Annotated in this window: 28 protein-coding genes, 1 tRNA gene and 1 pseudogene; 11 read left to right on the top strand and 19 right to left on the bottom strand. The window is 61.3% G+C overall.

All coding sequences use genetic code 11. The features are described 5' to 3' along the window. Window positions 1–63: 63 nt before the first annotated feature. From AMK00_RS11405 to lipB, 4 genes are all read right to left on the bottom strand, one after another. Window positions 64–2,073: an acetyl-CoA carboxylase biotin carboxylase subunit gene (locus AMK00_RS11405; protein WP_064810443.1), complete on the bottom strand. Its 2,010-nt coding sequence runs from the start codon at window positions 2,071–2,073 to the stop codon at window positions 64–66. 108 nt (window positions 2,074–2,181) lie between these two features. Further along, the gene (locus AMK00_RS11400; RefSeq protein ID WP_064802771.1) at window positions 2,182–2,886 is read right to left on the bottom strand and encodes a hypothetical protein; all 705 of its coding nucleotides are present in this window, start codon (window positions 2,884–2,886) and stop codon (window positions 2,182–2,184) included. A 97-nt stretch (window positions 2,887–2,983) separates the two neighbouring features. Further along, window positions 2,984–3,904, bottom strand: a complete 921-nt coding sequence (locus AMK00_RS11395; protein ID WP_064810442.1) for a DMT family transporter — start codon at window positions 3,902–3,904, stop codon at window positions 2,984–2,986. An 80-nt stretch (window positions 3,905–3,984) separates the two neighbouring features. Next, on the bottom strand, window positions 3,985–4,704 hold the full coding sequence (gene lipB, locus AMK00_RS11390) for a lipoyl(octanoyl) transferase LipB (protein WP_064802767.1): 720 nt from the start codon (window positions 4,702–4,704) through the stop codon (window positions 3,985–3,987). A 182-nt stretch (window positions 4,705–4,886) separates the two neighbouring features. Here lipB and AMK00_RS11385 point away from each other — a divergent pair. Both AMK00_RS11385 and AMK00_RS11380 read left to right on the top strand, forming a co-directional pair. Continuing rightward, a tRNA-Leu gene (locus AMK00_RS11385) sits at window positions 4,887–4,971 on the top strand. Between the two features lie 96 nt (window positions 4,972–5,067). Further along, window positions 5,068–5,388: pseudogene (locus AMK00_RS11380) on the top strand (methyltransferase); the annotation flags it as partial. Window positions 5,389–5,448: 60 nt separating this feature from the next. On the opposite strand, the gene AMK00_RS11375 reads toward AMK00_RS11380, so the two are convergent. The 3 genes from AMK00_RS11375 to AMK00_RS11365 all read right to left on the bottom strand — a co-directional run bounded on the left by AMK00_RS11375 (window position 5,449) and on the right by AMK00_RS11365 (window position 7,196). Then, window positions 5,449–5,817, bottom strand: coding sequence for a hypothetical protein (locus AMK00_RS11375; RefSeq protein WP_064802766.1), 369 nt, complete (start codon window positions 5,815–5,817; stop codon window positions 5,449–5,451). Window positions 5,818–6,118: 301 nt separating this feature from the next. Further along, window positions 6,119–6,631, bottom strand: coding sequence for a BON domain-containing protein (locus AMK00_RS11370; RefSeq protein ID WP_064802764.1), 513 nt, complete (start codon window positions 6,629–6,631; stop codon window positions 6,119–6,121). Window positions 6,632–6,701: 70 nt separating this feature from the next. Continuing rightward, the gene (locus tag AMK00_RS11365) at window positions 6,702–7,196 is read right to left on the bottom strand and encodes a peptide deformylase (protein WP_064810441.1); all 495 of its coding nucleotides are present in this window, start codon (window positions 7,194–7,196) and stop codon (window positions 6,702–6,704) included. A gap of 241 nt (window positions 7,197–7,437) precedes the next feature. Between AMK00_RS11365 and mgtE the strand changes: the two genes are divergently transcribed. Together mgtE and AMK00_RS11355 are read left to right on the top strand one after the other, a co-directional pair. Continuing rightward, on the top strand, window positions 7,438–8,850 hold the full coding sequence (gene mgtE, locus AMK00_RS11360) for a magnesium transporter (protein ID WP_064810440.1): 1,413 nt from the start codon (window positions 7,438–7,440) through the stop codon (window positions 8,848–8,850). 65 nt (window positions 8,851–8,915) lie between these two features. Beyond that, window positions 8,916–9,308, top strand: coding sequence for a MerR family transcriptional regulator (locus tag AMK00_RS11355; protein WP_011425479.1), 393 nt, complete (start codon window positions 8,916–8,918; stop codon window positions 9,306–9,308). A 27-nt stretch (window positions 9,309–9,335) separates the two neighbouring features. Here the strand turns inward: AMK00_RS11355 and AMK00_RS11350 are convergent, their stop codons facing one another. Beyond that, window positions 9,336–10,325 (bottom strand): heparan-alpha-glucosaminide N-acetyltransferase, encoded by a 990-nt coding sequence (locus AMK00_RS11350; protein ID WP_064810439.1) that lies wholly within the window; start codon window positions 10,323–10,325, stop codon window positions 9,336–9,338. Beyond that, on the bottom strand, window positions 10,325–11,089 hold the full coding sequence (locus AMK00_RS11345; RefSeq protein ID WP_064810438.1) for a DUF599 domain-containing protein: 765 nt from the start codon (window positions 11,087–11,089) through the stop codon (window positions 10,325–10,327). The genes AMK00_RS11350 and AMK00_RS11345 overlap by 1 nt, the downstream gene beginning before the upstream one ends. Window positions 11,090–11,356: 267 nt before the next feature. Between AMK00_RS11345 and AMK00_RS11340 the strand changes: the two genes are divergently transcribed. Both AMK00_RS11340 and AMK00_RS11335 read left to right on the top strand, forming a co-directional pair. Further along, entirely contained in the window at window positions 11,357–12,760 is a 1,404-nt protein-coding gene (locus AMK00_RS11340) for an L-serine ammonia-lyase (protein WP_064810437.1), read from the top strand. A gap of 183 nt (window positions 12,761–12,943) precedes the next feature. After that, entirely contained in the window at window positions 12,944–13,381 is a 438-nt protein-coding gene (locus AMK00_RS11335; protein ID WP_064802753.1) for a DUF1489 family protein, read from the top strand. Window positions 13,382–13,420: 39 nt separating this feature from the next. Here AMK00_RS11335 and AMK00_RS11330 read toward each other — a convergent pair whose 3' ends face one another. From AMK00_RS11330 to AMK00_RS11300, 7 genes are all read right to left on the bottom strand, one after another. After that, on the bottom strand, window positions 13,421–13,696 hold the full coding sequence (locus tag AMK00_RS11330) for a hypothetical protein (RefSeq protein WP_064802751.1): 276 nt from the start codon (window positions 13,694–13,696) through the stop codon (window positions 13,421–13,423). Between the two features lie 112 nt (window positions 13,697–13,808). Further along, window positions 13,809–15,335 (bottom strand): D-alanyl-D-alanine carboxypeptidase, encoded by a 1,527-nt coding sequence (locus AMK00_RS11325; protein WP_082240295.1) that lies wholly within the window; start codon window positions 15,333–15,335, stop codon window positions 13,809–13,811. 140 nt (window positions 15,336–15,475) lie between these two features. Then, the gene (locus AMK00_RS11320; RefSeq protein ID WP_064810435.1) at window positions 15,476–16,222 is read right to left on the bottom strand and encodes a hypothetical protein; all 747 of its coding nucleotides are present in this window, start codon (window positions 16,220–16,222) and stop codon (window positions 15,476–15,478) included. Window positions 16,223–16,480: 258 nt separating this feature from the next. Beyond that, window positions 16,481–17,086, bottom strand: a complete 606-nt coding sequence (locus tag AMK00_RS11315) for a transglutaminase-like cysteine peptidase (protein ID WP_064802741.1) — start codon at window positions 17,084–17,086, stop codon at window positions 16,481–16,483. Window positions 17,087–17,438: 352 nt separating this feature from the next. After that, complete coding sequence (pip, locus tag AMK00_RS11310) at window positions 17,439–18,410, bottom strand: prolyl aminopeptidase (RefSeq protein WP_064810434.1); 972 nt, start codon at window positions 18,408–18,410, stop codon at window positions 17,439–17,441. Window positions 18,411–18,767: 357 nt separating this feature from the next. Next, window positions 18,768–19,379, bottom strand: a complete 612-nt coding sequence (locus AMK00_RS11305; protein ID WP_064802738.1) for a PilZ domain-containing protein — start codon at window positions 19,377–19,379, stop codon at window positions 18,768–18,770. A gap of 122 nt (window positions 19,380–19,501) precedes the next feature. Further along, complete coding sequence (locus tag AMK00_RS11300) at window positions 19,502–20,146, bottom strand: PAS domain-containing protein (RefSeq protein WP_189637600.1); 645 nt, start codon at window positions 20,144–20,146, stop codon at window positions 19,502–19,504. 260 nt (window positions 20,147–20,406) lie between these two features. Between AMK00_RS11300 and AMK00_RS11295 the strand changes: the two genes are divergently transcribed. Both AMK00_RS11295 and AMK00_RS11290 read left to right on the top strand, forming a co-directional pair. Then, a complete protein-coding gene (locus tag AMK00_RS11295) occupies window positions 20,407–21,195 on the top strand; it encodes a rhomboid family intramembrane serine protease (protein ID WP_064802735.1) in 789 nt (262 codons plus the stop codon). A 95-nt stretch (window positions 21,196–21,290) separates the two neighbouring features. Continuing rightward, window positions 21,291–21,725: a CBS domain-containing protein gene (locus AMK00_RS11290; RefSeq protein ID WP_064810432.1), complete on the top strand. Its 435-nt coding sequence runs from the start codon at window positions 21,291–21,293 to the stop codon at window positions 21,723–21,725. Between the two features lie 59 nt (window positions 21,726–21,784). On the opposite strand, the gene AMK00_RS11285 is transcribed toward AMK00_RS11290, so the two are convergent. From AMK00_RS11285 to folE, 3 genes are all read right to left on the bottom strand, one after another. Next, window positions 21,785–22,747, bottom strand: a complete 963-nt coding sequence (locus AMK00_RS11285; RefSeq protein WP_064810431.1) for a patatin-like phospholipase family protein — start codon at window positions 22,745–22,747, stop codon at window positions 21,785–21,787. 116 nt (window positions 22,748–22,863) lie between these two features. Continuing rightward, a complete protein-coding gene (hisI, locus tag AMK00_RS11280; RefSeq protein ID WP_064802731.1) occupies window positions 22,864–23,316 on the bottom strand; it encodes a phosphoribosyl-AMP cyclohydrolase in 453 nt (150 codons plus the stop codon). 25 nt (window positions 23,317–23,341) lie between these two features. After that, a complete protein-coding gene (folE, locus tag AMK00_RS11275) occupies window positions 23,342–23,956 on the bottom strand; it encodes a GTP cyclohydrolase I FolE (protein ID WP_064802729.1) in 615 nt (204 codons plus the stop codon). Window positions 23,957–24,265: 309 nt separating this feature from the next. Between folE and AMK00_RS11270 the strand changes: the two genes are divergently transcribed. The 3 genes from AMK00_RS11270 to AMK00_RS11260 all read left to right on the top strand — a co-directional run bounded on the left by AMK00_RS11270 (window position 24,266) and on the right by AMK00_RS11260 (window position 25,765). After that, entirely contained in the window at window positions 24,266–24,712 is a 447-nt protein-coding gene (locus AMK00_RS11270; RefSeq protein ID WP_064802727.1) for an iron-sulfur cluster assembly scaffold protein, read from the top strand. Window positions 24,713–24,717: 5 nt separating this feature from the next. Next, window positions 24,718–25,122, top strand: a complete 405-nt coding sequence (gene yidD, locus AMK00_RS11265) for a membrane protein insertion efficiency factor YidD (RefSeq protein ID WP_064810430.1) — start codon at window positions 24,718–24,720, stop codon at window positions 25,120–25,122. Between the two features lie 115 nt (window positions 25,123–25,237). Further along, on the top strand, window positions 25,238–25,765 hold the full coding sequence (locus AMK00_RS11260) for a DUF1697 domain-containing protein (RefSeq protein WP_064802723.1): 528 nt from the start codon (window positions 25,238–25,240) through the stop codon (window positions 25,763–25,765). The last annotated feature ends 77 nt before the right edge of the window (window positions 25,766–25,842 follow it).

The raw sequence follows: 25,842 nt of genomic DNA, 5'->3' as shown, positions 1-25,842 counted from the left end.
CTGATTTTCTCTGTTTCTGATTGCCTGTATCCGGGCAAGCTTGGCATGGCCGGCGAGGCCGGCTCAAGCGAATTCCATGATCACCGCGTCGACGGCCAGGCTTTCGCCGGCCGCGGCATTGATCTTGGAGACAACGAGATCGCGCTCGGCGCGCAAGACGTTTTCCATCTTCATCGCCTCGACGATGGCAAGCGTCTCACCGGCCTTGACCTCCTGACCCTCGGCGACCGCAATGGACACGACGAGGCCGGGCATCGGGCAGAGCAGGAGCCTGGAGGTATCCGGCGGCAGCTTCACCGGCATCAGCCTGTCGAGTTCCGCATGGCGCGGCGAAAAGACCTTGGCGGTCACCGACAGTCCCTGCCAGTCGACGCGCAGGCCGTTGAGGATGGGACGGATCTGCGCGGCAATATCCTGGTTGCCGACCCTGCCGCTCCAGACCGAATCACCCGGTCTCCAATCGGTGACAACGCTCCGGCTTTCGCCCTCGATCTCCATCTCCATATCGAAAGGAATGGTGACGAGGCCATCGAGCAATCTGACAGCGACGTAGTTCCCAGCTGTTTTGACCACCCAATGCTCCCGCAGCGTGGCCGATGCGGAGCGCAGGCGATCGGCGAAACGTTCGCGGCGGTTCGCTTCGATGAGCGAGGCAGACAGCGCGATTGCGGCAAGCGTGGCTTCCTCCTGCCGGTCCGGCTTCATCGGCGCGAAACCGTCAGGATATTCCTCGGCAATAAAGCCGGTCGACAGCCGGCCCTCGCGCCAGCGCGGATGTTTCATCAGCGCCGACAGGAAGGGAACATTGTGCTCGATGCCGTCGACGACGAAGCCGTCCAGCGCCTGGCCCATGGCCTCAATCGCTTCACTACGCGTCGGCGCCCAGGTGCAGAGCTTGGCGATCATCGGATCGTAATACATCGAGATCTCGGCGCCCTCGAAAACGCCGGTATCGTTGCGAACGACAATGTTGCCGGTCCTGCCTTCCGCCGGCGGGCGGTAGCGCGTTAGGCGGCCGATCGAAGGCAGGAAGTTGCGGTATGGATCTTCGGCATAAAGCCGGCTTTCGATCGCCCAGCCATTAAGCCTGATAGCGTCCTGGCTGAAGCTCAGCGGCTCTCCCGCGGCGATGCGGATCATCTGTTCGACGAGGTCAATGCCGGTGACGAGTTCGGTCACCGGATGCTCGACCTGCAGGCGGGTGTTCATTTCGAGGAAGTAAAAATTGCGGTCGCGGTCAACGATGAATTCGACCGTGCCGGCGCTCTGGTAGTCGACGGCCTTCGCCAGCGCCACCGATTGTTCGCCCATGGCCTTGCGAGTTTTTTCATCGAGGAAAGGTGAGGGTGCCTCTTCCGCCACTTTCTGGTTCCGACGCTGGATCGAGCATTCCCGCTCGCCGAGATAGACGACGTTGCCATGCGCATCGGCCAGCACCTGGATCTCGATATGGCGCGGCTCAACGACGAATTTCTCGATGAAGACGCGGTCGTCGCCGAAGGAGCTCTTCGCTTCGGAGCGGGCGCGCTCGAAGCCGTCGCGCACCTCGGCCTCGTTCCAGGCAATGCGCATGCCCTTGCCGCCGCCGCCGGCAGACGCCTTGATCATGACCGGATAGCCAATCCCGCCGGCGATCGTTTCCGCATGCGCGGCATCCTCGATGACGCCGAGATGGCCCGGCACGGTGGAGACGCCGGCCGCATTGGCGAACTTCTTCGATTCGATCTTGTCGCCCATCGCCATGATGGCCTTCGGCTTCGGGCCGATGAAAACGATGCCCTGCTTTTCCAGCTCGGCGCAGAAAGAGGCGCGCTCGGAGAGAAATCCGTAACCGGGATGCACCGCCTCGGCGCCGGTCGCCTTGCAGGCGGCGATGATCTTTTCGGCAACCAGATAGCTTTCCGACGCTGCGGCGGGGCCGATATGGACGGCCTCGTCGGCCATTTCGACATGCAGCGCATCCCGATCCGCATCCGAATAGACCGCAACGGTCGAAATGCCCATGCGGCGCGCCGTCTTGATCACGCGGCAGGCGATCTCGCCGCGGTTCGCGATCAGGATTTTCTTGAACATCGAGACTCCACCCAGAAATGCGTTCCGGAGTTTTACGCATAAAACACAGGAACGCACAATCGGGCTTGGCGCCGGCACGCAGGAGACGTGGGATGACGTCGCGGAATGTCAGGCGACGGCGGCTTCCGCGACGGATTCCTCGTCGACGATGCGCAGCCAGCGGCTGCGCCGCGGTTCCGGTCGATCGCGCAGCGTGACGGCGGCCATGATCCCAGCCCAGTGAGGATGGTTGGCGCCCGGCAGCGTTGCCTGCTCGATCTGATGGAGGACACCATATTCAGCCGGCGATACGGCGATGACGCCGCCTGCGGCGATGCTTCTGAAGATGCGCATCGCAAAATCGACGTCCTGGCGTGTGATGTTCTTGCGGTCGACGGCGCGCGACAGCTTGTAGCCGCCGATGCCGTCGGTGATCGCCAGCCGAAGCTGGTCGAGGGCAAGCGCTCTCAATTCACCCGGCACATCGGCCGAAATCTCCATGACGTGGAGAATGAGCTCGAGCTCCAGCGCCGAGTTGACGACGCCGTCGGTCGTGAACATGCGCATGATCCAGGCAACGTTGATTTCATCAAGCGAGCCCTGTGGATAGGTGTAATGGACGATGAAACCGGCGATCTGCTCCACGAAGAAAGCGTTCCACTCGGCACATTTTTCGGGACAGGAATTGTTGAGCGCCAACATTGCGACGACATCCTGAGACGTCCGGATCCCCTCGGGGAAAGCATGTTTGCGCAGCAGCACGATATCTTCGGCCGTCAGCCGATGCTTGCCGGCCACGACGCAGGCCGGAAAAGCGAGACGGAATTCGCTCATGTTTTAACTCCAGGCTTCATCATGAAGCCGGAAACCGTTTTAGCGGCTGCGAATTGACGATCCCTCAAGAAGAGGAGTTAACCCGCTGTTGCGGATATCAGGACGATTTTAGCGACTGTGCCTGCAGCCGCTCGCGCCAGATGATGAAGAGGCCGGATGCGACGATGATTAAAATGCCGATCCATTTGGAGAAATTCGGGAAATCATTGAACAGCGCATAGCCGAGCACGGTGGCCGAGATGATCTCGAAATATTGAAACGGGGCAAGCAGCGACAGCGGTGCAAGCCGGAAAGCCCGCACCACCAACATATGCGCATATCCTGAGATCGAGCCGAGGGCGACAAGCAGCGCAAGGCCGAGGCCGGAGGAGGGCAGGGAAATGGCGAAATCCCCATTGCCTGCGCTGCTGCCGACGAGAAGGGCGGCCGCCATGAAGATCGTTCCGCCGATGCCGGCCATGGTCTGCATGGTGAGGGGCGAGTCGGCCTCGCCGATGGCGCGATTGAGGAAAAGATAGAGCGAGAAGAGAAAGGCGCAGGCCACCGGCAGCAGCGCCTTCAAGCCGAAAATCTCGTAACTCGGCTGAATGACGATCATCGCGCCGCCGAAACCGACGACGATCGCCATCCAGCGCCGCCAGCCGACCTTCTCTCCGAGAAGCAGGGCCGACATGGCGGTCAGCATGAAGGGCTCGACGAAATAGATGGCAAAGACATCGGCAAGCGGCATGTATTTGACGGCGACGAAAAATAGCAGGCTCGCCGCCCCATGCAGCACGCCGCGCAGCAGATTCATCCACGGCCGCTTGGCGGAAAGCGCCTTGCGTCCAAAAATGACAAAGAGAATCGGCAGGGTGCAGGCGATCTGGAAGAAGAAGCGGTAGAAGGTGACCTGACCCGGCGACATCGATTCAAAGGTCGCCATGTATTTGGCGATGGCATCCATGATCGGCAGGATGAACATAGCGCCGGACATGATGGCCATGCCCTGCAGGGAATCTTGATGGGGCTTTGACATGGCTGCCGATTCTTGTGGGAACGGTGTCCATCAATCACGGGAAAGCCGGGCAAATCAAGCCCGTGAAACCGCTCAAGCAGTCAGAGATCATTCGCCGTTTCACCGAAAACCGTCTCGAACGCGGCGCGCAGCCGGATGTCGACATCCGCTATCATGACGGGAAGGCCGAGATCGACGAGGCTGGTGACGCCGTAGGCCGATATCCCGCAGGGCACGATGCCGCTGAAATGATCGAGATCGGGATCGACGTTGAGCGACAGGCCGTGGAAGGTCACCCATTTGCGCAGCCGGATGCCGAGGGCGGCAATCTTGTCTTCAGCCATCGTGCCGTCTGGCAGCAACGGCTTTTCCGGGCGGCGGACCCAGACGCCGACGCGATCCTCGCGCCGCTCGCCGCGCACGTTCATCATGTCGAGCGTGCGGATGACGACCTCCTCGAGAGCGGCGACAAAGGCGCGTACGTCCTGGCGCCTGCGCTTCAGGTCGAGCATGACATAGGCGACGCGCTGACCGGGTCCGTGATAGGTATATTCACCGCCACGTCCTGTCGCAAAGACCGGAAAGCGGTCCGGCTGGACGAGGTCGCCCGCATTGGCGCTGGTGCCGGCGGTATAGAGCGGCGGATGCTCGACGAGCCAGACAAGTTCGTCGCCGCCTTCTCCGATCGCCGCCACCTCGCGCTCCATCGTCTCCACCGCCGCCTCATAGGCAACGAGTCCGTCGGCGATACGCCAGCGCACAGGCCGAGTACCGAGTTTCGGGAGCATGGAGAATTCGAGATCGGTGCGAAGCATGGCCATTCCTTGCCGCCTGTCCGAAATGCCTGACGATATAGGGGCGGCAGGAGACCTATATGGACCCGTTTTCCGTCCAATTCAAATGCCGTGAAAGGTTTTCAAAAAAACTGTCATATCGCCCTTGTGCACCCCAAATGCTTTTGCTACATGCTGCCCCGCCGACGCAAATCGGCACCTACCACGATGCGGTCGTGGCGGAATTGGTAGACGCGCAGCGTTGAGGTCGCTGTGGGGCAACCCGTGGAAGTTCGAGTCTTCTCGACCGCACCATCCCTTTCAGGGAAACGCTCGCCGAGCGATAATTTCCGTATCCCTTGATCAGCCTGTGACCAGCCCGTGGCCATGATCGCTGCCGTCTGTTTTCTGGCAATGTTGCTCGGTTTCCTGCTGCAGATATCGACAAAGCTGGTATTGCGGCGAAGCTTCGGCCTGGTGGCGGCAAATCGCGGCGTGAAGATCGGCGGGCCCTACAGGTTGATCCGCCATCTGATGTACGCAGGTTATCTGCTGACGCATGTCGGCTTCTTCCTGGCCCATCCGAGCTCTTGGAATTTTGCCGTTAATTCCACGGCACTTGCGGCACAGTGTCTACGCCTTCTTGCGGAGGAGCGCCTGCTCAGGGAGGATCCTGTTTACGCGGTCTTCATGGCTAAAACCCGTTACCGGCTCGTTCCATTGGTGTTCTGAGGCCAGATAGCTCCCTGTTTAGAATGAAGGGGCCGATTTTCCGGCCCCTTATTTATTGGATCAATGCGTTGCGCGGCAGGCCTCGGTGCGCGAGGCGCCGCTGTCGGCACCTTTGGTATGGGAGCCGCTCGGGCCGACCATGCTGTGGCACGGGGGCAGGGGCTTGATGCTTGCGGTCGCGGTCTTGTCGATCGCGGGGGCTGCCATCGCCGTCGGCGCGAAACCGTCGCTGTCATTGGTATAGTCGCTGGAATAGGCCGGAGCTTTGTGGTTGTTGCTATAGTGCACCGGGGCAGGCTGCGCCATCTTAGAGGGCGCAAAGCCATCGCTGTCGTTGGTATAATCGTCGGAATAAGTCGGCTGGGCGAAGGCCGCGCCGGCAAGGCTGACGGCAAACAGGGAGGCGGCGAGGGCAAATTTGATGCGCATGGTTCTTCTCCTCAATCTGTTGTTGCATTCAACAACATAAACCATCCCCGGCAGATAAGATTTCGCGCGCCAATTGCGGCGATATTGTGAACGGAAGCCGATCGCTTCAATGCCTTTTGTTCAAATGAAATCACGGTGTTGTCAACGAACGTGACGTTTCCGTTACGGCAGCCGCGTAGCAAAACAGACGGCAGGCTACCTGCTCCTGCTGCAATCGGAAATTGTTAACTTTTGGTAATGTCAGGAACCTAGGAGGCGGTGTGCCCGCCTCCTGGCGATGGTCATCGTGATGCGCCTCTGGTCAGTCTTCGTTCGGGATATGCGCGTCGACCCCGGTCAGCTGCAGCCTGTTGCGGACATGGTGGACGCCGTCGACCGATAGCGCGCCGAGCTCGACCTTGCGGGCAATGCCGATCGTCTCGACCGAGCCTTCGAGGGTGACGACGTGACCGTCCGCATGAACCTCGATACTGTTGATATCGACCTCGGGAATATTTTCGAGAGCGTCGTTCACCCGCGCCTCGAGCTCGTCGCTTTCATCGCGATCGATCATACCGGCGCGCAACGAATCCTTGAGGCGATTCTCGTTGCCGTCTTGGTCTGTGCCGTCGATTCGGAAACCTGTGTTGGGATCGCTGTCGAAATTTGCCGCGGTCTCGCCATAGGGACGGTTGGCGGGGTCGCTGGCGGCGGTGCCGTCGGCATAAGGCCAGCCGTCATCGAGATTGCGTTCTTCGAGGTCGCGATATTCTTCTTCACGGGAAAGCTCGGGGGCCTCGCGTGAAATCGGGGTCTTGTCACCGATCCTTGCCATTATAGTCGCTCCTAGTTTCTCTCGGGACAACGCCGACAGGGGCGAATGGTTCGGTGTGGCGGGCGATTTGTCAGCCTTGGGTTTTCTCCCATTTTTTGACGAGGCGTTCGCGTTTCAGCCGCGAAAGCCGCTGCAGCCAGAAGATGCCGTCGAGCTGGTCCACCTCGTGCTGGACGCAGATGGCGAGGAAACCTTCGGCGGCCTCCTCGTGCACGATGCCGCCGGCATCCTGATAGCGAAAGCGGATCGCCCGTGGACGTGTGACCTCTTCGGTCGCGCCGGGCATGGAGACGCTGCCCTCGGCATGGTTCATCGTCTCCTGCGACCTCCAGGTAATCTGCGGATTGACGTAGAGGCGCACACCGTCGGCTCGATCGAGCTCCAGCACCGTCACACGGCGGAAAACGCCGATATGGGCGGCGGTGATGCCGACGCCGGGGGCTGCGCGCATCGTCGCCAGCAGGTCGTCGGCGAGCGCGGCTAACGAAGCATCGAAGTCCGTCACCGGTTCGCAGACGGTCTTCAGGCCCGGATGCGGATAGTGCAGGATCGGACGGATGGCCATGAAGCGGGTTCCCCTCTCTTTGAGCGGCGGGGAAACTATCGCCGGCCGCAGACATTGTCATCACGAAGCACGGTTGGCGCTTTACGACAAGGATGCTTTGAGCTAGCAGGGGCCAAGAATTCCGACTGCGGGAGCCTCGCGCGGGATTCGCTTATCCGCTTGTTGACAATGTGTTTTCGGCCGACATTTGCGAATGCGGTGCGGCAGTCGTTGAAATTCGAACCAGGTGCGAGGGCGGCAGATGACGACGACCGATGGGGAAGACCGCATTCGCCGGCGCGATGACGAAGAAGCGGATATTTACGACGAGGACGGCAATGTCCGCGGCGATTTCCTGGCGCTCGTCGGTGCGGCGATCGCCGATCGCGACACGCTGTTCCTGCGCGGGAATGTCGCCCGCCTGCATGAATCCGAGATAGGCGACCTGCTCGAATCGATCCAGCCGGATCAGCGCCTGGCGCTGGTGCGGCTGCTCGGCGACGATTTCGACATGACGGCGCTGACCGAGGTCGACGAGGCAATTCGCCGCGAGATCGTCGACCAGATGCCGAACGAGCAGATCGCGGCCGCCATCGGCGAGCTCGACTCGGACGATGCCGTTTACATTCTCGAAGACCTCGACAAGGAGGACCGGGAAGAAATCCTCGCCCAGATGCCGTTTACCGAGCGGGTGCGGCTGCGCCGGGCGCTCGACTACCCGGAAAGCTCGGCCGGCCGCCGCATGCAGACCGAGTTCGTCGCCGTGCCGCCATTCTGGACGGTGGGCCAGACGATCGACTATATGCGCGACGAGGAGGACCTGCCCTATTCCTTCTCGCAGATATTCGTCATCGATCCGACCTTCAAGCTGCTCGGCGCCGTCGATCTCGATCAGATCCTGCGCACCAAGCGGCAGACGAAGATCGAGCAGATCATGCGGGAGACCAACCATCCGGTGCCCGCCGAGATGGACCAGGAGGAGGCCGCCCAGCTTTTCGAACAATACGATCTTCTGTCGGCTGCCGTCGTCGACGAGAACGGCCGGCTGGTCGGCGTGCTGACCATCGACGACGTCGTCGACGTCATCCACGAAGAGGCGGACGAGGACATCAAGCGCCTCGGCGGCGTCGGCGACGAAGAACTGTCGGACAACGTGGTCTCGACGGCGCGCTCGCGGTTTCTCTGGCTTCTGATCAATCTCGGCACGGCGATGCTGTCGGCGAGCGTCATCGGCCTGTTCGACGCCTCGATCGAGAAAATGATCGCGCTTGCGGTGCTGATGCCGATTGTCGCTTCGATGGGCGGCAATGCCGGCACGCAGACGATGACGGTGACCGTGCGTGCGCTCGCCACCCGCGATCTCGACATCTACAATGCCGGCCGCATCATCCGCAGGGAGGCAGGCGTCGGCATTCTCAACGGCGCCGTCTTTGCGACGATCATGGGCGCGATCGCCGGCATCTGGTTTCACGACTATCAGCTCGGCGGGGTGATCGCGGCGGCGATGATCATCAATCTGATGGCGGCCGCCCTTGCCGGCATCCTGCTGCCGCTGCTGCTCGACAAGGTGGGCGCCGACCCGGCGATTGCCTCGTCGGTGTTCGTCACGACGGTAACCGACTGCACCGGCTTCTTCGCTTTTCTCGGTATCGCCACCTGGTGGTTCGGCATCTGACGGTTCGCCGAAATTGACTATTACGTAAAAGTCAATATTATTGCCGGTTCGATGACGGGGAACACATGCCGGTGAACAAATATTATAGCATAACGGAGCTGACGCGCGAATTCGGTGTCTCGACGCGCACGCTCCGCTTCTACGAAGACGAGGGACTGATCCATCCGGAGCGGCGAGGGCGCACGCGTCTCTTCCGGCCGGCGGACCGACGGCTCATCGGAGAAATCCTGCGCGGCCGGCGGATCGGCTTCACCATCGCGGAAATCCGCGAGATCATCCAGGTCTATAAGGAGCCGCCTGGCGAGCTCGGCCAGCTGAAGCTCCTGATGAAGCGCGTCGACGAGAAGCGTGAGGACCTGCGCCAGAAGCGCAAGGACATAGACGACACGCTGACGGAACTCGACAATATCGAAGAGGCCTGCCTGGGCCGTCTTGCCGAAATCGGCGTCACCACCTGAGAATTGCCGCAGGCGGTTGCCGGTCCTTTATTGCGCCTCGGCGCTGCATTCGCCGGCAATCGTCTGGACCCGCTCATCGTTCTGCAGATCGATCTTGCCCGCCTGCAGCGGTGTCAGCAGCGACTGCGCCTGCAATCTGTCGAGCGTGCACTGACAAAAGCTGCGGCAAAGCGCTTCGCCTTGCTGCATGACGCAGGCGGAGTTGCATTGCCTAAGGTAAGTTTCGACCGGATCCGGCTGCGGCGGTGGGACGACAAGGGAAAGACCGTAAGCGATCGCGATCAGCACCGGCTGATGAATGAGGTAGAAGGCAAGGCTGTGGCGGCCAAGCTTCGCCGGCCACCAGGAGCCTGTGCCGATGGCCGCGAGCCGATGCGGCAGCCTGGTTCTGATGGCAATCAAGGCGATGCTCAAGCCCACGAAGAACGGCGTAGCCCAAGGAAACAGCGGCACGTAATCGTTGGAGCGTTGCGGCGTTTCGGCAAGGCCGATCCAGGCGAGATATCTCGGATCGAAGAAGGCTGAACGGAGCAGGCCCGGTGTGCCGAAATTATCGAGGATCCAGGCGGCAAGGAGCGCGACTGTGACGAGGAGCGTGAAAGCGATCGGCAATCTGACAAAAACGACGCCGATGAGCGTGAGCACCGCAATACAATGCAGGATGCCGAAATAGATCCAGGTGTCCGGCATTGCAACGCGGGTGGCGATTGAAATGACCGCGGCCGCCGCGGCAATCATGCCGAAACGTTTCCAGAAGGACGGCCAGCGAATCGTCGGCGTGCTGGAGAGCGCCAGGCTGATGCCGACGATAAAGAGAAAGGTCGTGGCGATCGCCCGGGCATAGATCTTCAGCCAGCCGGTCTCGGCCGTGCCCGGCGCCAGATAGGCCATGAACTCCATGTCCCAGGTGAAATGGTAGCTCGCCATGGCGATCAATGCGACGCCGCGCGCCGTATCCAATAGACCGATGCGCGGCGGTCTTGCCACCGCATCTGCCTGCATTGCCGGCATTGTCATCAAAGTCCCCCGGTCAAATCACTTCCGTCGTTCGACGGCGTGCCGTGGCGAATAGCAGAAAGGTGTGGATTTGATGGCGGGCCGGCATCCATGATCGCCAGCCGCGCCTGCGAGAAGAACTGCCGCCGTGTCAGCACGAAGATGACGGTCGCCGTCGTCAGCATGAAGACGTAGGGATTGATGAACCAGCCGAGATAGCCGATCGACAGGAAGATCGCCCTGAGGCCCTCGTTGAAATTGCTGCCCGCGATGACATTCATGCGGATAACGCGTTCGGCGGCCCGCTCCGCGGCGATGACGTCGCTCTCGGCTTCGCGCATCATCGGAATGGAGCCGAAAAGGATGGTGCAATAGTTGAACAGCCGATAGGACCAGCCGAACTTGAAGAAGGCATAACCGAACAGCGCCGCCAGACCGCCGACCTTCATCTCAAAGGCGGCATGGCCACCATGGAAGACGACGGGCAGGTCGGCAAAGACGGCGTCGACCTTTTCCGTCGCGCCGAGCAGGGCAAAGCAACTGCCGAGCGCAAAGATCGAGGTCGAGGCGAAAAAGGCGGTGCCGTTCTGCAGGCCGGACATGATCTGCGTGTCGATCATCTTCAGGTCGCGCCGCAGAGAATTATAGATCCACTCCCGCCGCCGTTCGGTCATCGCATGGGTCAGGCTGGTGCGGCCGAAGAAGGTGCGACCCTTCAGCAGCCAGGAGTAGCCCATCCAGACACAGGCAAAGAAAGCCAGAGCGATATAATCCGCCGTCGTCATCAATGATTCAGTCTCCGCATGATTGCGGCCACCTTACATATGCGCTGAGATGCTGCAATGACCGGTAAGCCGGGCTCACACGGATTTAGAGCGCTGCGCGTCCATAAGGGGACACTCACGGCGATATAGCTCTGAAAAGCGATTCCGATTTTCATGGCTCTGCGCTAGTGTGAAATGTCGCACCGACTCCAGGCGATGTCGGTTCGCCGCTTGGATCCGGCGCCGGCGGCGTTTAAATTTGCATTCCAGTGTTCAGAAGGCGCATCCATGTTTCTTTCGGTATTCGACGTGTTCAAGATCGGTGTCGGACCGTCGAGCTCGCACACGATGGGTCCGATGTCGGCCGCCAACCGATTTCTCGACCTGATCCTGTCGAATGAATGGCCGCGTCCGTCATCGGGCGCTCAGGTCGTCGCGATCAAGGTCAGCCTGCATGGCTCGCTCGCCCATACAGGGATCGGCCATGGCACGGGCAGGGCTGTCATTCTCGGACTGATGGGCGAGGCGCCCGACAGTGTCGATCCCGACAGGATGGACGGCATCATCGATACCGTGGAGCGCACCGGCCGCATCACGCCTGCGGGCCATCCGGCCTACCAGTTCCAGCCGAAGACCGATCTGATATTCGACAAGAAACAGCCGCTGCCAGGCCATGCCAACGGCATGATCTTTTCGGCGTTTGACAAGGACGGCCGGCTGCTCCTCAAGCGCATCTATTATTCGGTCGGCGGCGGCTTCGTCGTTACCGATACCGAGCTGGAACAGATGCGGGCGAAGAAGAATGCCACGGGCGGCGTGCGCGTGCCCTATCCCTTCTCGACCGCCAAGCAGATGCTGGAGATGGCGGAGCGCTCCGGGCTGTCGATCGCGCAGATGAAGCGGGCGAACGAGGAGAGCCAGCGCAGCCGAGAAGAGCTCGATCAGGGGCTCGACCGCATCTGGGAGGCAATGCGCTCCTGCATCGAGCGCGGCCTCAAGGTGGAGGGTGTCATGCCGGGCGGCCTCAACGTCAAGCGCCGCGCCCGCCGAATTCACGACAAGCTGCAGGAGGAGTGGCGCAGCAATCGCGTCAATCCGCTGCTCGCCAATGACTGGCTCAGCGTCTATGCGATGGCCGTCAACGAGGAGAATGCCGCCGGCGGGCGCGTCGTCACGGCGCCGACCAATGGCGCGGCCGGCGTCATTCCGGCAACGATCCGCTATTACGAGCACTTTCATGAAGACTGGGACCAGAACGGTATCCGCGATTACCTGCTGACGGCTGCGGCGATCGGCGGCATCATCAAGCACAATGCGTCGATCTCTGGCGCCGAGGTCGGCTGTCAGGGCGAGGTCGGCTCGGCCGCGGCGATGGCGGCTGCAGGCCTGGCAGCGGTGATGGGCGGCACCCCGGAGCAGATCGAAAATGCCGCCGAGATCGCGCTCGAACATCATCTCGGCATGACCTGCGATCCTGTCGCAGGCCTCGTGCAGGTTCCCTGTATCGAGCGCAATGCGCTTGGCGCCGTCAAGGCCGTCACGGCGGCATCGCTTGCCGTCAAGGGCGACGGTCAGCATTTCGTACCGCTCGACGCCTGCATCGAGACGATGCGCCAGACCGGCCATGACATGAGCGAGAAATACAAGGAAACCTCGACCGGCGGCCTCGCCGTCAATGTCGTCGAATGCTGAGCGTGCGAACTGATTCGCTAGAGCGGTTGAGCGCTTCACGCGAGCGCTGAATCGATCTAAGTTCTTGATTTTGCGTAATTATCGGCAAACGCTTGGCGCTTTGCCTGGGAAAACCGCTTCACACTTTTCTTGGAATTGCTCTAGACGCTTGACGCCTGCCGCCAAAAGGATTTCAACGGCGGCATGGCATTGCATCTCATCAAACTCTGTGTCGGCGCCGACTCGATCGAGGATCTGCGCGAATGGGTGGCGGAGCGCTCGCTGCGCGCCATTGCCGCCGGGCTCGAACCGCATTCGGTTCACACGACGCGCATGGTGCCCAAACGCATGGAGGAGCTTCTCGACGGCGGCTCGCTCTATTGGGTGATCAAGGGACAGGTGCAGGCGAGGCAGAGGTTGCTCGACATCAAAACGTTCACAGACGACGAAGGGATCTCACGCTGCCGTCTGATGCTCGGTCCCGAGGTGATCGAAACGGCGGTGCAGCCGAAGCGGCCGTTCCAGGGCTGGCGCTACTATACCCAGGACGACGTCCCAGCCGATCTTACGAGTCTGGGCGCCGGCATCGCCGAAATGCCGGCGGACCTGCGCCGCGAGCTGACCGAACTCGGCCTGCTCTAATCCTTATCGCCCGAAACACCGATTCCGGAAGGCCGGATGTCAGCGCAGCCGCAGTTGCACCGGCGCACTGCCGCCCGGTGAAGTCACATGCAGATGAATGCGGGCTTCCGGCTGCGAATAGCGCCAGGCGCGGGCGCCATGGCAAAGCAGCAGATTGATGAGATCCCGGGTCTTGGCAGACTTCGCTCTCGGCCGTTGCAGACCGATTTCGGCAAGTCGCAGAGCCGCTTCGTGCAGCGGATGCAGGGATGAACGCCCTTTGGCCCCGCCGCGGCGGTCGCCTGGCATTCCCGGAACATTCTCATTGATCGCCATAGTTTTCCCCGTACGCATTACTGATCGAGTTCAAACCGATGGCCGGAAACGCAAACACCGATTCCGGCCGTTACGGATGCCGCCGGCATTGTCGCAGGCAGCACCGAATAACTCATTGTGCTGCGGCCCAGCACTTGATGCCGGCCTTCTTCAAGGCCTTGCAGGCATTGACCGCATCGCGCTGATCGTCAAAGCCACCAAAACGGGCGCGGTAGACCTGGTCGTTGCCAGCGCCGTAGGCGACGGCGAAGGGCTTTGCCGAGGCCAGCGCCTTGCCGCCCTTGCTCTTGGCGCTCTCCAGGAGGTCCATGGCCATCTGCCGGCTCGGCGAGACGCCGACCTGGACGACCCAGCCCGCAGGCGAAGCACTTGCCGGGGTGGCATTGGTCGATGCGGTCGTGACGTGATCGACGGCGGCGTTATCCTGTGCAGCAGGTGCGGCGACCGGAGCCTGCTGCTTGAAGCTCGTGGTCTTGACCTTGGTCGGCGCCGGCATGGCCTGGGCAACCAGCGGATTGTCGGATTTCGTCGCGGAGGTTTCGGCAAAGGCGACTTCGGTCTCGGCCACCTGATAGCGGGCGTCCGGCAGCGGCCCTTTACGCGGCAGGCCGAGGTCGGCGGCAGCGGCAGAAACTGGTGGCTGCGCCGCAGTGATCGTCTTTGCGACCTGTTCCGGGGCGACCTGCTGCCGAGCCTTCTGCGGCTGAACCGGAGCAGGCGTTTCGATCATTTCAGGGGCAGGGGCTGCCTGGGCCACCAGCGCCGAATTTCCGCCGCGGCTCGACGCCTTCGGCAGGTAGGCGGCGATCAGATTGCGCATCTGGGCATCGCGAGCCGACCCGGAAGTGCCGCCGAGCACGACGCTGACGATCGACTTCCCGTCGACCTGTACCGAACTCACAAGGTTGAAGCCGGCGGCGCGGGTATAACCGGTCTTGATGCCGTCGACGCCGCGCACGGAGCCGACCAGCCGGTTGTGGCTGCGGATCGTGCGAGTGCCGAACTTGAAGGCGCGGGTGGAGAAATAACCGTAATATTGCGGGAAATGCTGGCGAAGGGCGATGCCGAGGCGGGCCTGGTCGCGCGCCGTCGTCATCTGCGCCGTATTCGGCAGGCCGTTGGCGTTGCGATAGGTGGTGCGCGTCATGCCGAGCGCATGGGCCTTGGCGGTCATCATCTGGGCGAATCGGTCTTCGCTGCCGCCGAGCATCTCGCCAAGCGCGGTTGCCGCATCATTAGCCGACAGAGTGACGAGACCGAGGATACCCTGTTCGACGGTGATGGTGCCGCCGGCACGCACGCCAAGCTTGGTCGGCGCCTGGGCGGCCGCGTGAGCGGAGAAGGGAACCGGCGTATCGAGGCGGATGCGACCCTGCTCCAAGGCCTCGAAAGTCATATAAAGGGTCATCATCTTGGTCAGAGAGGCGGGATATTGCAGCCGATCGGCATTCTCGCTGTAGAGAACGTTGCCGGTCTTGGCGTCGACGACGATGCCCGCATATTTCGAATTGGCCGCCTCCGCGTCGGCATTGACCGAATCAACCAGGACGACCGTGAGAGCCATCGAAAGGATCGCCAGGAGCTTTGCGAAAAAGCTGCCGGACCGGGACGATGATACGGAGGAGACTGACCTTGACACTATTCCACTCTTCGCTTTGCATTTCAGATATTGGGCAGGAACCGCACACCCCCCGCCGCACAGCTCGTCTTTTGAAATTACCGATTCAGCGTTACCAATCCGTTTATGATGAATCGTTTCATGCCTTCTCCGCCGGCATTTTAGGGACCTGTCACAGAACGGTTCACAAGACGCGGCTCCACAAAGAGTCTGATCGCGGCATCAATATGTTCCCAGTCGACGAGATGGCTGCTGGAGAAGCGGTAGAGGACGCTGAGATCCTTGCCGACCTTGATGTCGCGCTGACAATCTCCGCTTGCAGCCTTGTCCGGAGTTGAAGGCAATATGCAGCGCACGACGTAGTCCGGCCCGCCTTTGACCGGTGCCGTGAGCAGCACTTCTCCGCCATAACCGGCGTCGGCGCGAAGTCGATGGAGTGTCAATCCGTCCCGGAAAGGCTCGGCTGTTCCTTCGATCAGATGCGAATAGATCGGCTCCAGCCGGCCGGACATGTCGCGTGACATGGTGCTCTGGGCGATCTGCAGGAAGATGAGGCCGGACGATTGGGCGACATCGTCGAATCGCAGATGGTTGTCCTTGCCGTAACCTTGCATGGAGGGCCAGGCGAGGTAGAGATCGACGCGCTCGGTGCCGCCGTCATGCCTCTGGCTCGGGAAGCGGATGGTATTTTCGGGGAATTTCACTGTGTCGCGGCCGATGGTCAGCGTGATTTCAGCCGTGCTGTCGGTATTGCCGGCAAGGGAGATGTGTCGGCCGAATGAACGGCCGGCGATGCTGATGGCGACGGTCAGGACCGCCAGGACTGATATCGCCACCATCGTGCGCAGGAGAAACCTCGTGGAAAGAAGCGGCTGCTCGTCGGGTGCGCTTTGGGCGGCTTGGCTCATGGCGGTTCTTCGCGTTTCGGTCCGCCGCAGGATGAACGTGAGCCGCCGGTGCCGATGATGAATCTCATCGACATGATCGAACCGGCACGGTTAATACTTCGCTAAGATTTCGGGGCGCAGTTGTGCCGGGATGGACCCCTTGTCCCAAAAAGGAGCGAGCCGTTCCCGGGACAGCGGGAACGGCTCTTGGGCACCGGTCGGGGACGGGATGCGGGGACTGACCGGGCCGAAACCTGTGCCGGCTTGGCCGGCGGTGGCCTACTTGACGCTACCGACCGCAACAGCGCGGCCGTCCTGAAGCTTCGACCAGCGGGCCGGATCGCTTGCGGACTGGCGCTTCAGATAGGTGTATTCGGTGTCCGACCACAGCAGCACCTTGTTGCGCATGTTGTCGAGAATGAAGTCGCCGTGATCGGTGCGGACCGTCAGCACCGCATGGCCTTCGCCGTTCGGCTGCAGCACGACCGTGATCAGCGTGTCGGATGGCGAGAAGCCGTCCTCGATCAGCATCTTGCGCTTCAGCAGGGCATAGTCCTCGCAATCGCCGACGGTGGTCGGATAGGCCCAGCGCTCTTCGACGCCGTAGATCTGTTCATCCGTCTCCGGCTGGATCGACGAATTGACGGTGTAATTGACCTTGAGGATTTCCTTCCAGCGATCCTCCGTGAGCACGGCCGGCCCGGCATCGCCGCCGGCATAGGTGCATTCCGCCGGATTGGCCTTGCAGAATTCATAGTGTCCGATCGGCGGGCTGGCATTGCCCGCCAGTGCCATGCTGGCGGGCGTTGCCTGTCCCGCGCCCGTCAGTGCCATCATGAGCGCACCGGCCAAAAGGCCGCCTTTCAGGATATTCGCAGCTGTCATTGCCGTCTCCCCTAAGTTGAGGTGACAATGACACGGACGTTTTTATCTCACGCAAAATTACGTAATAGAATTAAATGCTTAGTTGAATCAAATGCCGATAAAACTTGGCTCGAATACGAATAAAATTCGGCACGCATTTGTGACGAAGTCGATTAAAATTGTAGTGGACGCGGCAAGGACTTCGCCGACGGAAAGCCTGCGCTGCCGTCGCGTCGTTAAGAGCTGTCGCTGAGCCGGAAAAATGCCTGCGGCGCTGCGGCGCGATGCTTGCGGTGGCGATGCCGGCGGAATCGGCCGGTTGGAACCTGCCGAAAGCAGAATATCGCTCGGATTCCGGGGGGCGGCATTAAAATTATTTTTGAGGAAAATTGCGAAATCGATCGGTAGCGGCGACGATTGCCGCGCTCATATCGGGGTTTGCAGTGGAATGGGAAGCGCGCGGCAGGATTACGAGCTCGCTTTGCGGCCAGGCGCGGGCCAGTTCCCAGGCGGTGACGAGCGGCGCCTCGATGTCGAACCGTCCCTGCAGCAGGATGCCGGGAATGTCGGCAAGTCGCGCGGCGTTCTTCAAGAGCACGCCATCCTCCAGCCAGGCCCCGTTGACGAAGTAGTGGGTGATGATGCGGGCGCGCGTCAGCACATAAGCCGGATCGGCCCAGCGGCGCGGCAGTTCTTCCCCGGCGAGCAGGATCGAAGCTGATTCCCAATCATGCCAGTCTTGCGCCGCCTTGAGGCGCGTCTCAGGATCCGGATCGTTGAGGAGGCGGTGATAGGCGCTGGCCATGTCCTCATCCAATCGTGGCGCGCCGGATTGTATCCCTTGGCGGAAACGGTGCCATTCTTCCGGAAAGAGCGGCGCCATGCCGCGACAAAGCCAGTCGATTTCCGATCGCCGCGTGGTGGTCACGCCCGATATGATGATCGCTGTGACATGCTGCGGATGCGCTTCGGCATAGGCGAGCGCCAGCGTCGAGCCCCAGGAGTTGCCGAAAAGCAGCCATCTGTCGATGCCGAGAAAGAGCCGCAGCTCCTCGATATCGGCCACGAGATGCCAGGTCGTATTGAGGGAGAGATCGGTTTCGGGATCTGCAGCACTCGGCAGGCTCCGGCCGCAATTGCGCTGGTCGAAGAGGATGATCCGATAGGCGTCCGGATCGAACTGCCGGCGCGCCGCGCTCGAACAGCCCGAGCCCGGCCCGCCGTGCAGGACGAGTGCCGGCCGCCCCCTCGGGTTGCCGCAGGCTTCCCAATAGATCAGGTTGCCGTCGCCCGTATCGAGCAGGCCGTGATCATAGGGTTCGATTACCGGGTAGAGGGCTGGCATCGGTGCACCTGCGGTCGAGGCGGACCTTATCCATCATCTTCATAACGAAGGGAAGACGGACGACGGCCGGAAATTCCTCGACCCAAGATCCTGCCCAATTTCGCGCGGCCTGCTCCGCCCGACCTGTGTCGCAGCTTGTTCCACTCATAACTCTACATGACTTACTGGTTGGAACGACTTGCGACAGGATTTCGCACCGGCCTTCCAAAGCCGGATTTACCGCCGCTTGCAGATCGCTTGCCGTGAGGCTCGCGCTTTCAACACGACCCGACCCGGTGTGCTCCGGACCTGGCAAGCGCTTTCGGAGCAATCGGCCTCGAATTGATCCGCCGCAAGGCATCGTGGTTTTTCAGGCTGTCAAAGGAACTCGCGCAGTGTCTCGCGGGACTGGATCGACAGGAATTCGATCGCCACACCTTCGACGAAGTGACGCACGACACGGCCGCGCATGTTACCGAGGCGCACCGCCGTTCCGATCGTGGGACGCATTTCGACGTCGATGGCGGCGCCTGACAGCGACAGGTCCATGATGCGGCAGGTATAGCGCGTGCCATCCTCGAGCGTGAGTTCGGTCTTCGTATCACGCGGCGTCAGACGGTCGTGGCGACGATCTTCCGGCAGGCCGAGCTCGTGCTTGTTGGCAAGCCAGGTGAGCTGGGCAGCGAGCTTCTCGCGCTTGCGCTCGGTGGCATTGATCGACATGGTGAAGCCGCGGCCGTCGAGGGTCTGGACGTAACCTTCGACGCGCCCGAGATGGTCGATATAGGCGACGACGCGTTCGTTGGCGCGCGGCCGGCCGGAGCAGATGACGTACATGTCGCCGGGCGACATGTCGATCACCATGCATTCGAATTCCTCATAATTCGCAAGCATCAACCGGCCCTGCATATTGATCGGCACGCGCTGGAAAACGCCTTGTTCAGGGCGCGGCGCAGGTCGTTGCGTCTGAGCTGGCTGGAACGAGTGCATCAAAGGGCTTCTTCATAAAAACTGGAGAGATCAATCCTTACCTCCAATCCATTAACAGAAGGTTGTTTCGCCTTATTGTGACATAGCCGAAAACGAGTGCGCGCCTTGTGCTGAAACGAGACTTAACGCGCCTCGGCACTCAGCAGCTGTGACACCATGCGGCGCATGGCCTGGCCGAACCCGATGCCTTTTGTCGCGACGACCTCGTTGATCGAGCGCAGTTCGGCCGGCGTGGCGTTGCTGATTTTTTCGGGCAGCAGACGGCTGCGGTCAAGCGCCAGGAATTCCAGCGGCACGATCTCCAGCCAGCTCGCAGGCGCCTTCGGTGCGATCGCGCCGAGTAGCCGGTCGCAGGCGCCGTCCGACGAGCGCAGCGGCATCATGATGATCTCGAAGGAGGCCTGATGACCGACGGTGCTGTAGCCGGTGGTGTTGAACAGGGCCGGCATGGCATGGTCCATGACGCCCATCGCCGTGCGTTCGATATCCGCGTGCTGGCCATGCGCCCAAAGAGACGAAAAACGTTCACCGCGCAGGTCGCGCCCGAAGAAATCGCAGATGCGAGTGCCGGCGAGCCGGAAAACGATGTCTCCGCCGTCGCGCGTCTCGAGGATGAAGAGACTTTGCAGTAGATGGGGAACGGCAGAGGGTTCGACCTGTGATTTCAGCGGCGCATCGGCAGCGCCGCGGATACGGTTCCAATAGTCAAAAATTTCGATGGTCGTTTGCACACGCATTTCACACCAACCTGTCCCATTCCGGAGCATTTTCGGGCAGTCATTGCCCGTACAGCTTCTACCTTGCGGATTTCGTGCCAGATCCAGGCCGTTAAGGTTAAGAAAGGGTTTCGGTTGAGGCGCGGCGTCTATCGTGACAATGTCCAGCCATCGCTTCGACTTTCGGAGTTCAGCACGATCTGCCGATCCCGGGTCTTTCCAGGAATTCGGGTTACGCCGCCCGGCACTACGGGCGGCTTTTTTTTTGACAGGCGCTCCTGTATGGCTGAGGCCTCAACGAGGCGATAAAAATGAACGAGCAGACGGGCGAGCCAGACAAGGCGCCCGAACCTTCCGAGGCCCGGCCGCCGGCGCGGCCCCCGCGCGTACCGGTCTTCAACCTTCCGCCGGCGCTGCTCTTCAGCCTTTGCCTGCTCATCCTTATTTACGCGGTGCAGGCGCTCGTTCTCTCGGACGATGCGGTGGGCTGGCTGCTGTTTACCTTCGGTTTCGTCCCCGCTCGCTACGTGATTCCGTTGTCGCAGCAGGGGCTGGAACTGTTCTGGACGCCCGTTACCTATTCGCTGCTGCACGGCAGCACCCAGCATATCGTCTTCAACGCCTTCTGGCTGATGGCCTTCGGCGCGCCGGTCGTGCGCCGCATCGGGACGTTGCGGTTCCTGTTCTTCTGGATCTTGTCCGCCGTCGCTTCCGCCGCCCTGCACGCGATCCTCAACTGGGGAGACGTATCGCTGCTGATCGGCGCGTCGGGCGTCATTTCCGGGCTGATGGGGGCCGCCTGCCGATTCGCCTTTCCGGCCGATCGGCGACCGATGCCGGTGGCGCATCTCAACGCCCGGCTTTCCATCATCGACGCCCTGAAGAGCCGGACCGTCGTCATCTTCATGCTTCTCTGGCTGGTCGGCAACGCGCTCATCGCCGTCGGCATTCCGCTCGTCGGCGACAGCGACCAGGAGATCGCCTGGGATGCGCATATCGGCGGCTTCGTCTTCGGCTTCCTTTTGTTTTCGCTGTTCGACCGGGCGCCACGGCCGCCTGCAGAACCGACGGGAGCGGCGAAGGATATGTTGCAATCCTGAGCGGGGCGGTGCACCATCGAACGATCCGCGATTGGGGGGAGAAACCGCCGCGGACGCCTGTGACAGATGTCACGGGCTCGACATAGGAGGTTCGAATGACCAGTTCAGTCAAAGCAATCCTCGACCTGAAGGGCAGGGACGTCATCACCGCCGGGCCGAACACAACCGTCGCCGAGGCGGCCGCCATTCTGAGCAAGAAGAAGATCGGCGCCATCGTGGTCGTCGGCATGGAAAACCGGATTTCCGGCATGTTCACCGAGCGCGATCTCGTGCATGCCATCGCCAAGCACGGCAAGGATAGCCTCGATCAGCCTCTCTCGCAGGTGATGACTTCAAAGGTCTACCGTTGCCACGAGGAGACGACTGTCAACGAGCTGATGGAACTGATGACCAGCCGCCGCTTTCGCCACGTTCCGGTGGAAAGCAACGGCAAGCTTGCCGGCATTATCTCGATCGGTGACGTGGTGAAGTCGCGGATCGCCGAAGTGGAGCGCGAGGCCGAGGATATCAAGGCCTATATTACCGGCTGAGCTTGCCCCATTGGTCCGAAGGATCCCGTCGCCCGAGCTGCCTGTTGCGGGGCGACGCCTCACGGAGCGCTGGCGTAGACTTCCTGCATGCGCTTGATCTCGGGAAGCCTGGCTCTCGCTTCCTCGTAACCGCGTTCGATCGCCTCACCGGCGCGGTGAAATTCCGAGAGGCCGATATAGCTCAGGCGCGGCTGCAGCGAAATGTCGGGCGGATCGCCGGCAAGGCGGGCGCGGGCAATCCTGTCCTGGATGATGTTGAAAGCCTGCACCATGACACCGGTCATGCCGAGGCGGGCATAGGGCGCCTCTTCCTGTTTCTGCAATTCCTGCTGCGAGAGGCTGGCATTGTGCCGGACCACGGCCGAGCGGCCGTAGAGATCGTAATTGAGATTGACGGCGACGACCAGCGGCTGCTCATAGGCACGGCAGACGGAGACGGGAACCGGGTTGACCAGCGCGCCGTCGACCAGGGTGCGATGATTGCTGCGGACCGGCTCGAAGATGCCCGGCAGGGCATAAGAGGCGCGCAGCGCCGTGATCAGCGAACCATTGGCGATCCAGACCTCGTGGCCGGTATTGACCTCGGCCGCGACCGCGACGAACGGCCGGTCCAGATCCTCGACGTTCAGGCCCTCGAGATGCTCCTGCATGCGCTTGGTCAGCCGCATGCCGCCGAACAACCCGCTGCCGCCGATCGTCAGATCGAGCAGACTGGCGATGCGGCGCATGGTCAGCGAGCGTGCGAAGCTTTCGAGTTCATCGAGTTTGCCGGCGAGATAGCAGCCGCCGACCAGCGCGCCGATCGATGTGCCGGCGATCATGCCGATCTCGATCCCGGCCTCGTCCAGAGCGCGCAAGACGCCGATATGGGCCCAGCCGCGGGCTGCGCCGCCGCCAAGAGCGAGCGCGATCTTGATTCTGTTGACAGGCGCGGGCGCAGGGATTGTCTCGAGTATCGTCGACATGCCGGAACCGGAACCTTCGCCTTCAGCGCTTTGACGGTGCAGACTCCAGTTCAGCATTGCGCTCTCCCCTCCAGCAGAACACGTATGTCACGATAGTGTGCCCGATCGGTTGCCAAATGGTATATAGAACCGGTTTCTGGCACAATAAGGGGCAAATGCCCGAGACGGTCAGTCTATTTTCCGTAGACGTCCTGCGGATCGAAATGACGCTCGTCGTCGACGATGTCCAGCATCGGTTTTCCCTGGCGCAGCGTCACCGTCCGATAGAAGCAGGAACGGCGGCCGGTGTGACAGGTGGCGTCATGGCCGGCGACCTCGACCTTCAGCCAGATGGCGTCCTGATCGCAATCGGTGCGAATTTCCTTCACCGTCTGAAGGTTGCCCGAGGTCTCGCCCTTTTTCCAGATCTTGCCACGCGACCGGCTGAAATAATGGGCCGTGCCCGTCTGGATGGTCAGCGCCAGGGCCTGGGCATTCATATGCGCCACCATCAGCAGTTCGCCATCGCCGGCGTCGGTGACGATCGCAGTGATCAGGCCGCGGTCGTCGAAACGCGGCGTGAAATCGCCGGCGTCTTCCAACGCCGACTTGTCTTCGGATGGTTGATTGAAGATCAGTTGACTCATTGCGGCCCTCCTGAGGGAGCCGGTATCAGCGGCTCCGCACCATGCTCATGAAACGGGCCTGATCGGCCGGTTCGGTCTTGAACGTTCCGGTAAAGGTCGTGGTCAAGGTGGTCGAACCCTGCTTCTGAACGCCACGCATCGCCATGCACATATGTTCGGCCTCGATCAGTACGGCAACACCGCGCGGATTGAGCGTATCGTCGATGGCCCGCGCAATCTGGGCCGTCATGGTTTCCTGGGTCTGCAGGCGCCGGCCATAGATCTCCACGACTCGGGCAATCTTCGACAGGCCGAGCACGCGGCCATCAGGCATATAGGCGACGTGGGCCTTGCCGATGATCGGCACCATATGGTGTTCGCAATGCGAGTAGAACGGAATGTCCTTGACAAGGACCATGTCGTCGTAGCCTGCGACCTCTTCGAAGGTCCGGCCGAGCACGTCCTCCGGCGCCATATCGTAACCGGCGAACAGCTCGCGATAGGCCTTGGCGACACGGGCTGGGGTCTCGATGAGGCCTTCGCGTGTCGGATCGTCACCGGCCCAGCGCAGCAGAACGCGCACGGCTTCCTCGGCCTCCTGCTGGGAAGGGCGGTCCGAGTCCCGGTTCGGCTGCGGAAAGTTCTTTACGATGGCGTCCATGATCAATGGTCTCCTGGTCCGCACCGCGGACCCATCTGTCGGAATTGCCACTGGTCAGTCCCATGCGGGAATTCATGCACCTTTGGCAGGCTCCGGGGCTTTCAGGGCAAATTCAATGCCCGTCCGGCACGGTTTCCCAATCAAACTTACACAAGGCCATTGCATTTTCATGGCCTTGGAACGACATACATATAGGAAGACGGCCATTATATGTAAGTATCCTCAGATGACACGGTGTGTTTTTTGTTTCAATAACAATAACAGCACCATTTAGGCCGATCCGCAGCGATTTTGGAGCGGAAATCCAGCATGGACGACATCTACAACAGCAAAATCCTCGAATTCGCCGGCAATATTCCGTTGACCGGGACGCTCGATGATGCCGATGCGACCGCCCAGGCGCACTCCAGGCTTTGCGGTTCCAAGGTACGGATCTGGCTGAAGATGGATGGCGATGTCGTGACAGATTTTTCCCATGACGTGAAGGCCTGCGCGCTCGGCCAGGCTTCGTCCTCGATCATGGCCCGCCATGTCGTCGGCGCAACATCTGGTGAATTGCGGCAGGCGCGGCTGGACATGCTCGCCATGTTGAAGGCAGACGGGGCAGGGCCGACGGGGCGGTTCGAAGATATGCGTTACCTCCTGCCCGTGAGGGACTATAAGGCCCGCCATGCTTCGACGATGCTGACCTTCGACGCGGTCGTCGACGCGATCGGGCAGATCGAGGCGAAACGGGCGGAAGTTGTCGAGGCGTAACCGAGATGTGCGAGTTCTGCGTCCGGCAGGCTGACGATGAGGACGATGGCGGCGCGGCCGCATCGAGACAGCCGCACGCAAAGACTGCGCGCTACTCCCGCAATTACACCGGAGCATTCCGCAAGACTCCGGACCGCCTGCTCGGCATGGGGCTCCTCCGCCTCTATCAGCTGACGCTTTCCGGCTTTGTCGGCAATTCCTGCCGCCATATCCCGACCTGCTCGGAATATGGTTACGAGGCGATCGCCCGCCACGGATTATGGGCCGGCGGCTGGATGACGCTGTTTCGCGTCGGCCGCTGCTGTCCGGGCGGCACCAGCGGCCTCGACCAGGTGCCCGAGACACTCGGCAACGATTTTCACTGGTGGACCCCATGGCGCTATCTCGTACTTGGACGCAAGAGAGGGTGACCGCGGTGACGATGCCCGGCGAACATCATTGTGTTTCGGAGGTCAGGGCAGCGAGGATGCGTGAGGCGCGGTCACTGTTCGGTGACTACGATCGCGAGGAGGAGAGCGAGTTGCTATGAGCATGTTTGTCGCCCTCCTGCATAGCATCGTGCTCTCGCCCGACCGCCGGGTGATCATGGAAGACCTGCGCGCGCTTGCCAGAGAGCTCGGCTATCGCGAGCCGCGCACACTGGTTTCAACGGGCAATCTCATTTTCGAGGCCGACGAAATACGTCCGCATGAACTCGAGGTCGCGCTGGAAGAGGGTTTCGAAGAGAAGTTCGGCAAACATGTCGATATCATCGTGCGCAGCGACTGCACCTGGATGGCGCTCTGCGGCACCAATCCCTTCCGGGACGGCAGCGGAGACCAGGTAATCGTCCGGGTGATGCGCCTGCCGATCGATCCTGAGAAGGTGGAGGCGCTGAAACCGCTGATGGCGGAAGGGCAACGTATCGCCGTGGTCGGCGGCGATCTCTGGATCGATTTCGCCGGCAAACCGAGTCAATCGAAACTGCTTTCGGCGCTGACGACCCAGCGACTCGGCGTCGGAACGATGCGCAACTGGAACACCGTTTGCGGTCTTGCGCAAATGATCATGTGAGCCGGCTGCTTCTTTACTCCCAGGTGAAATCTGAGTATCAGGCGGCAGCGCATCCAACAAAGGGAGGCGCTGTCGTT

The sequence above is a fragment of the Rhizobium sp. N621 genome (assembly GCF_001664325.1).
GTDB classification, from domain to species: Bacteria; Pseudomonadota; Alphaproteobacteria; order Rhizobiales; family Rhizobiaceae; genus Rhizobium; species Rhizobium esperanzae.
The sequence above is the reverse complement of the archived record's forward strand: the minus strand, read 5'-3'. Positions and strand labels throughout refer to the sequence as shown.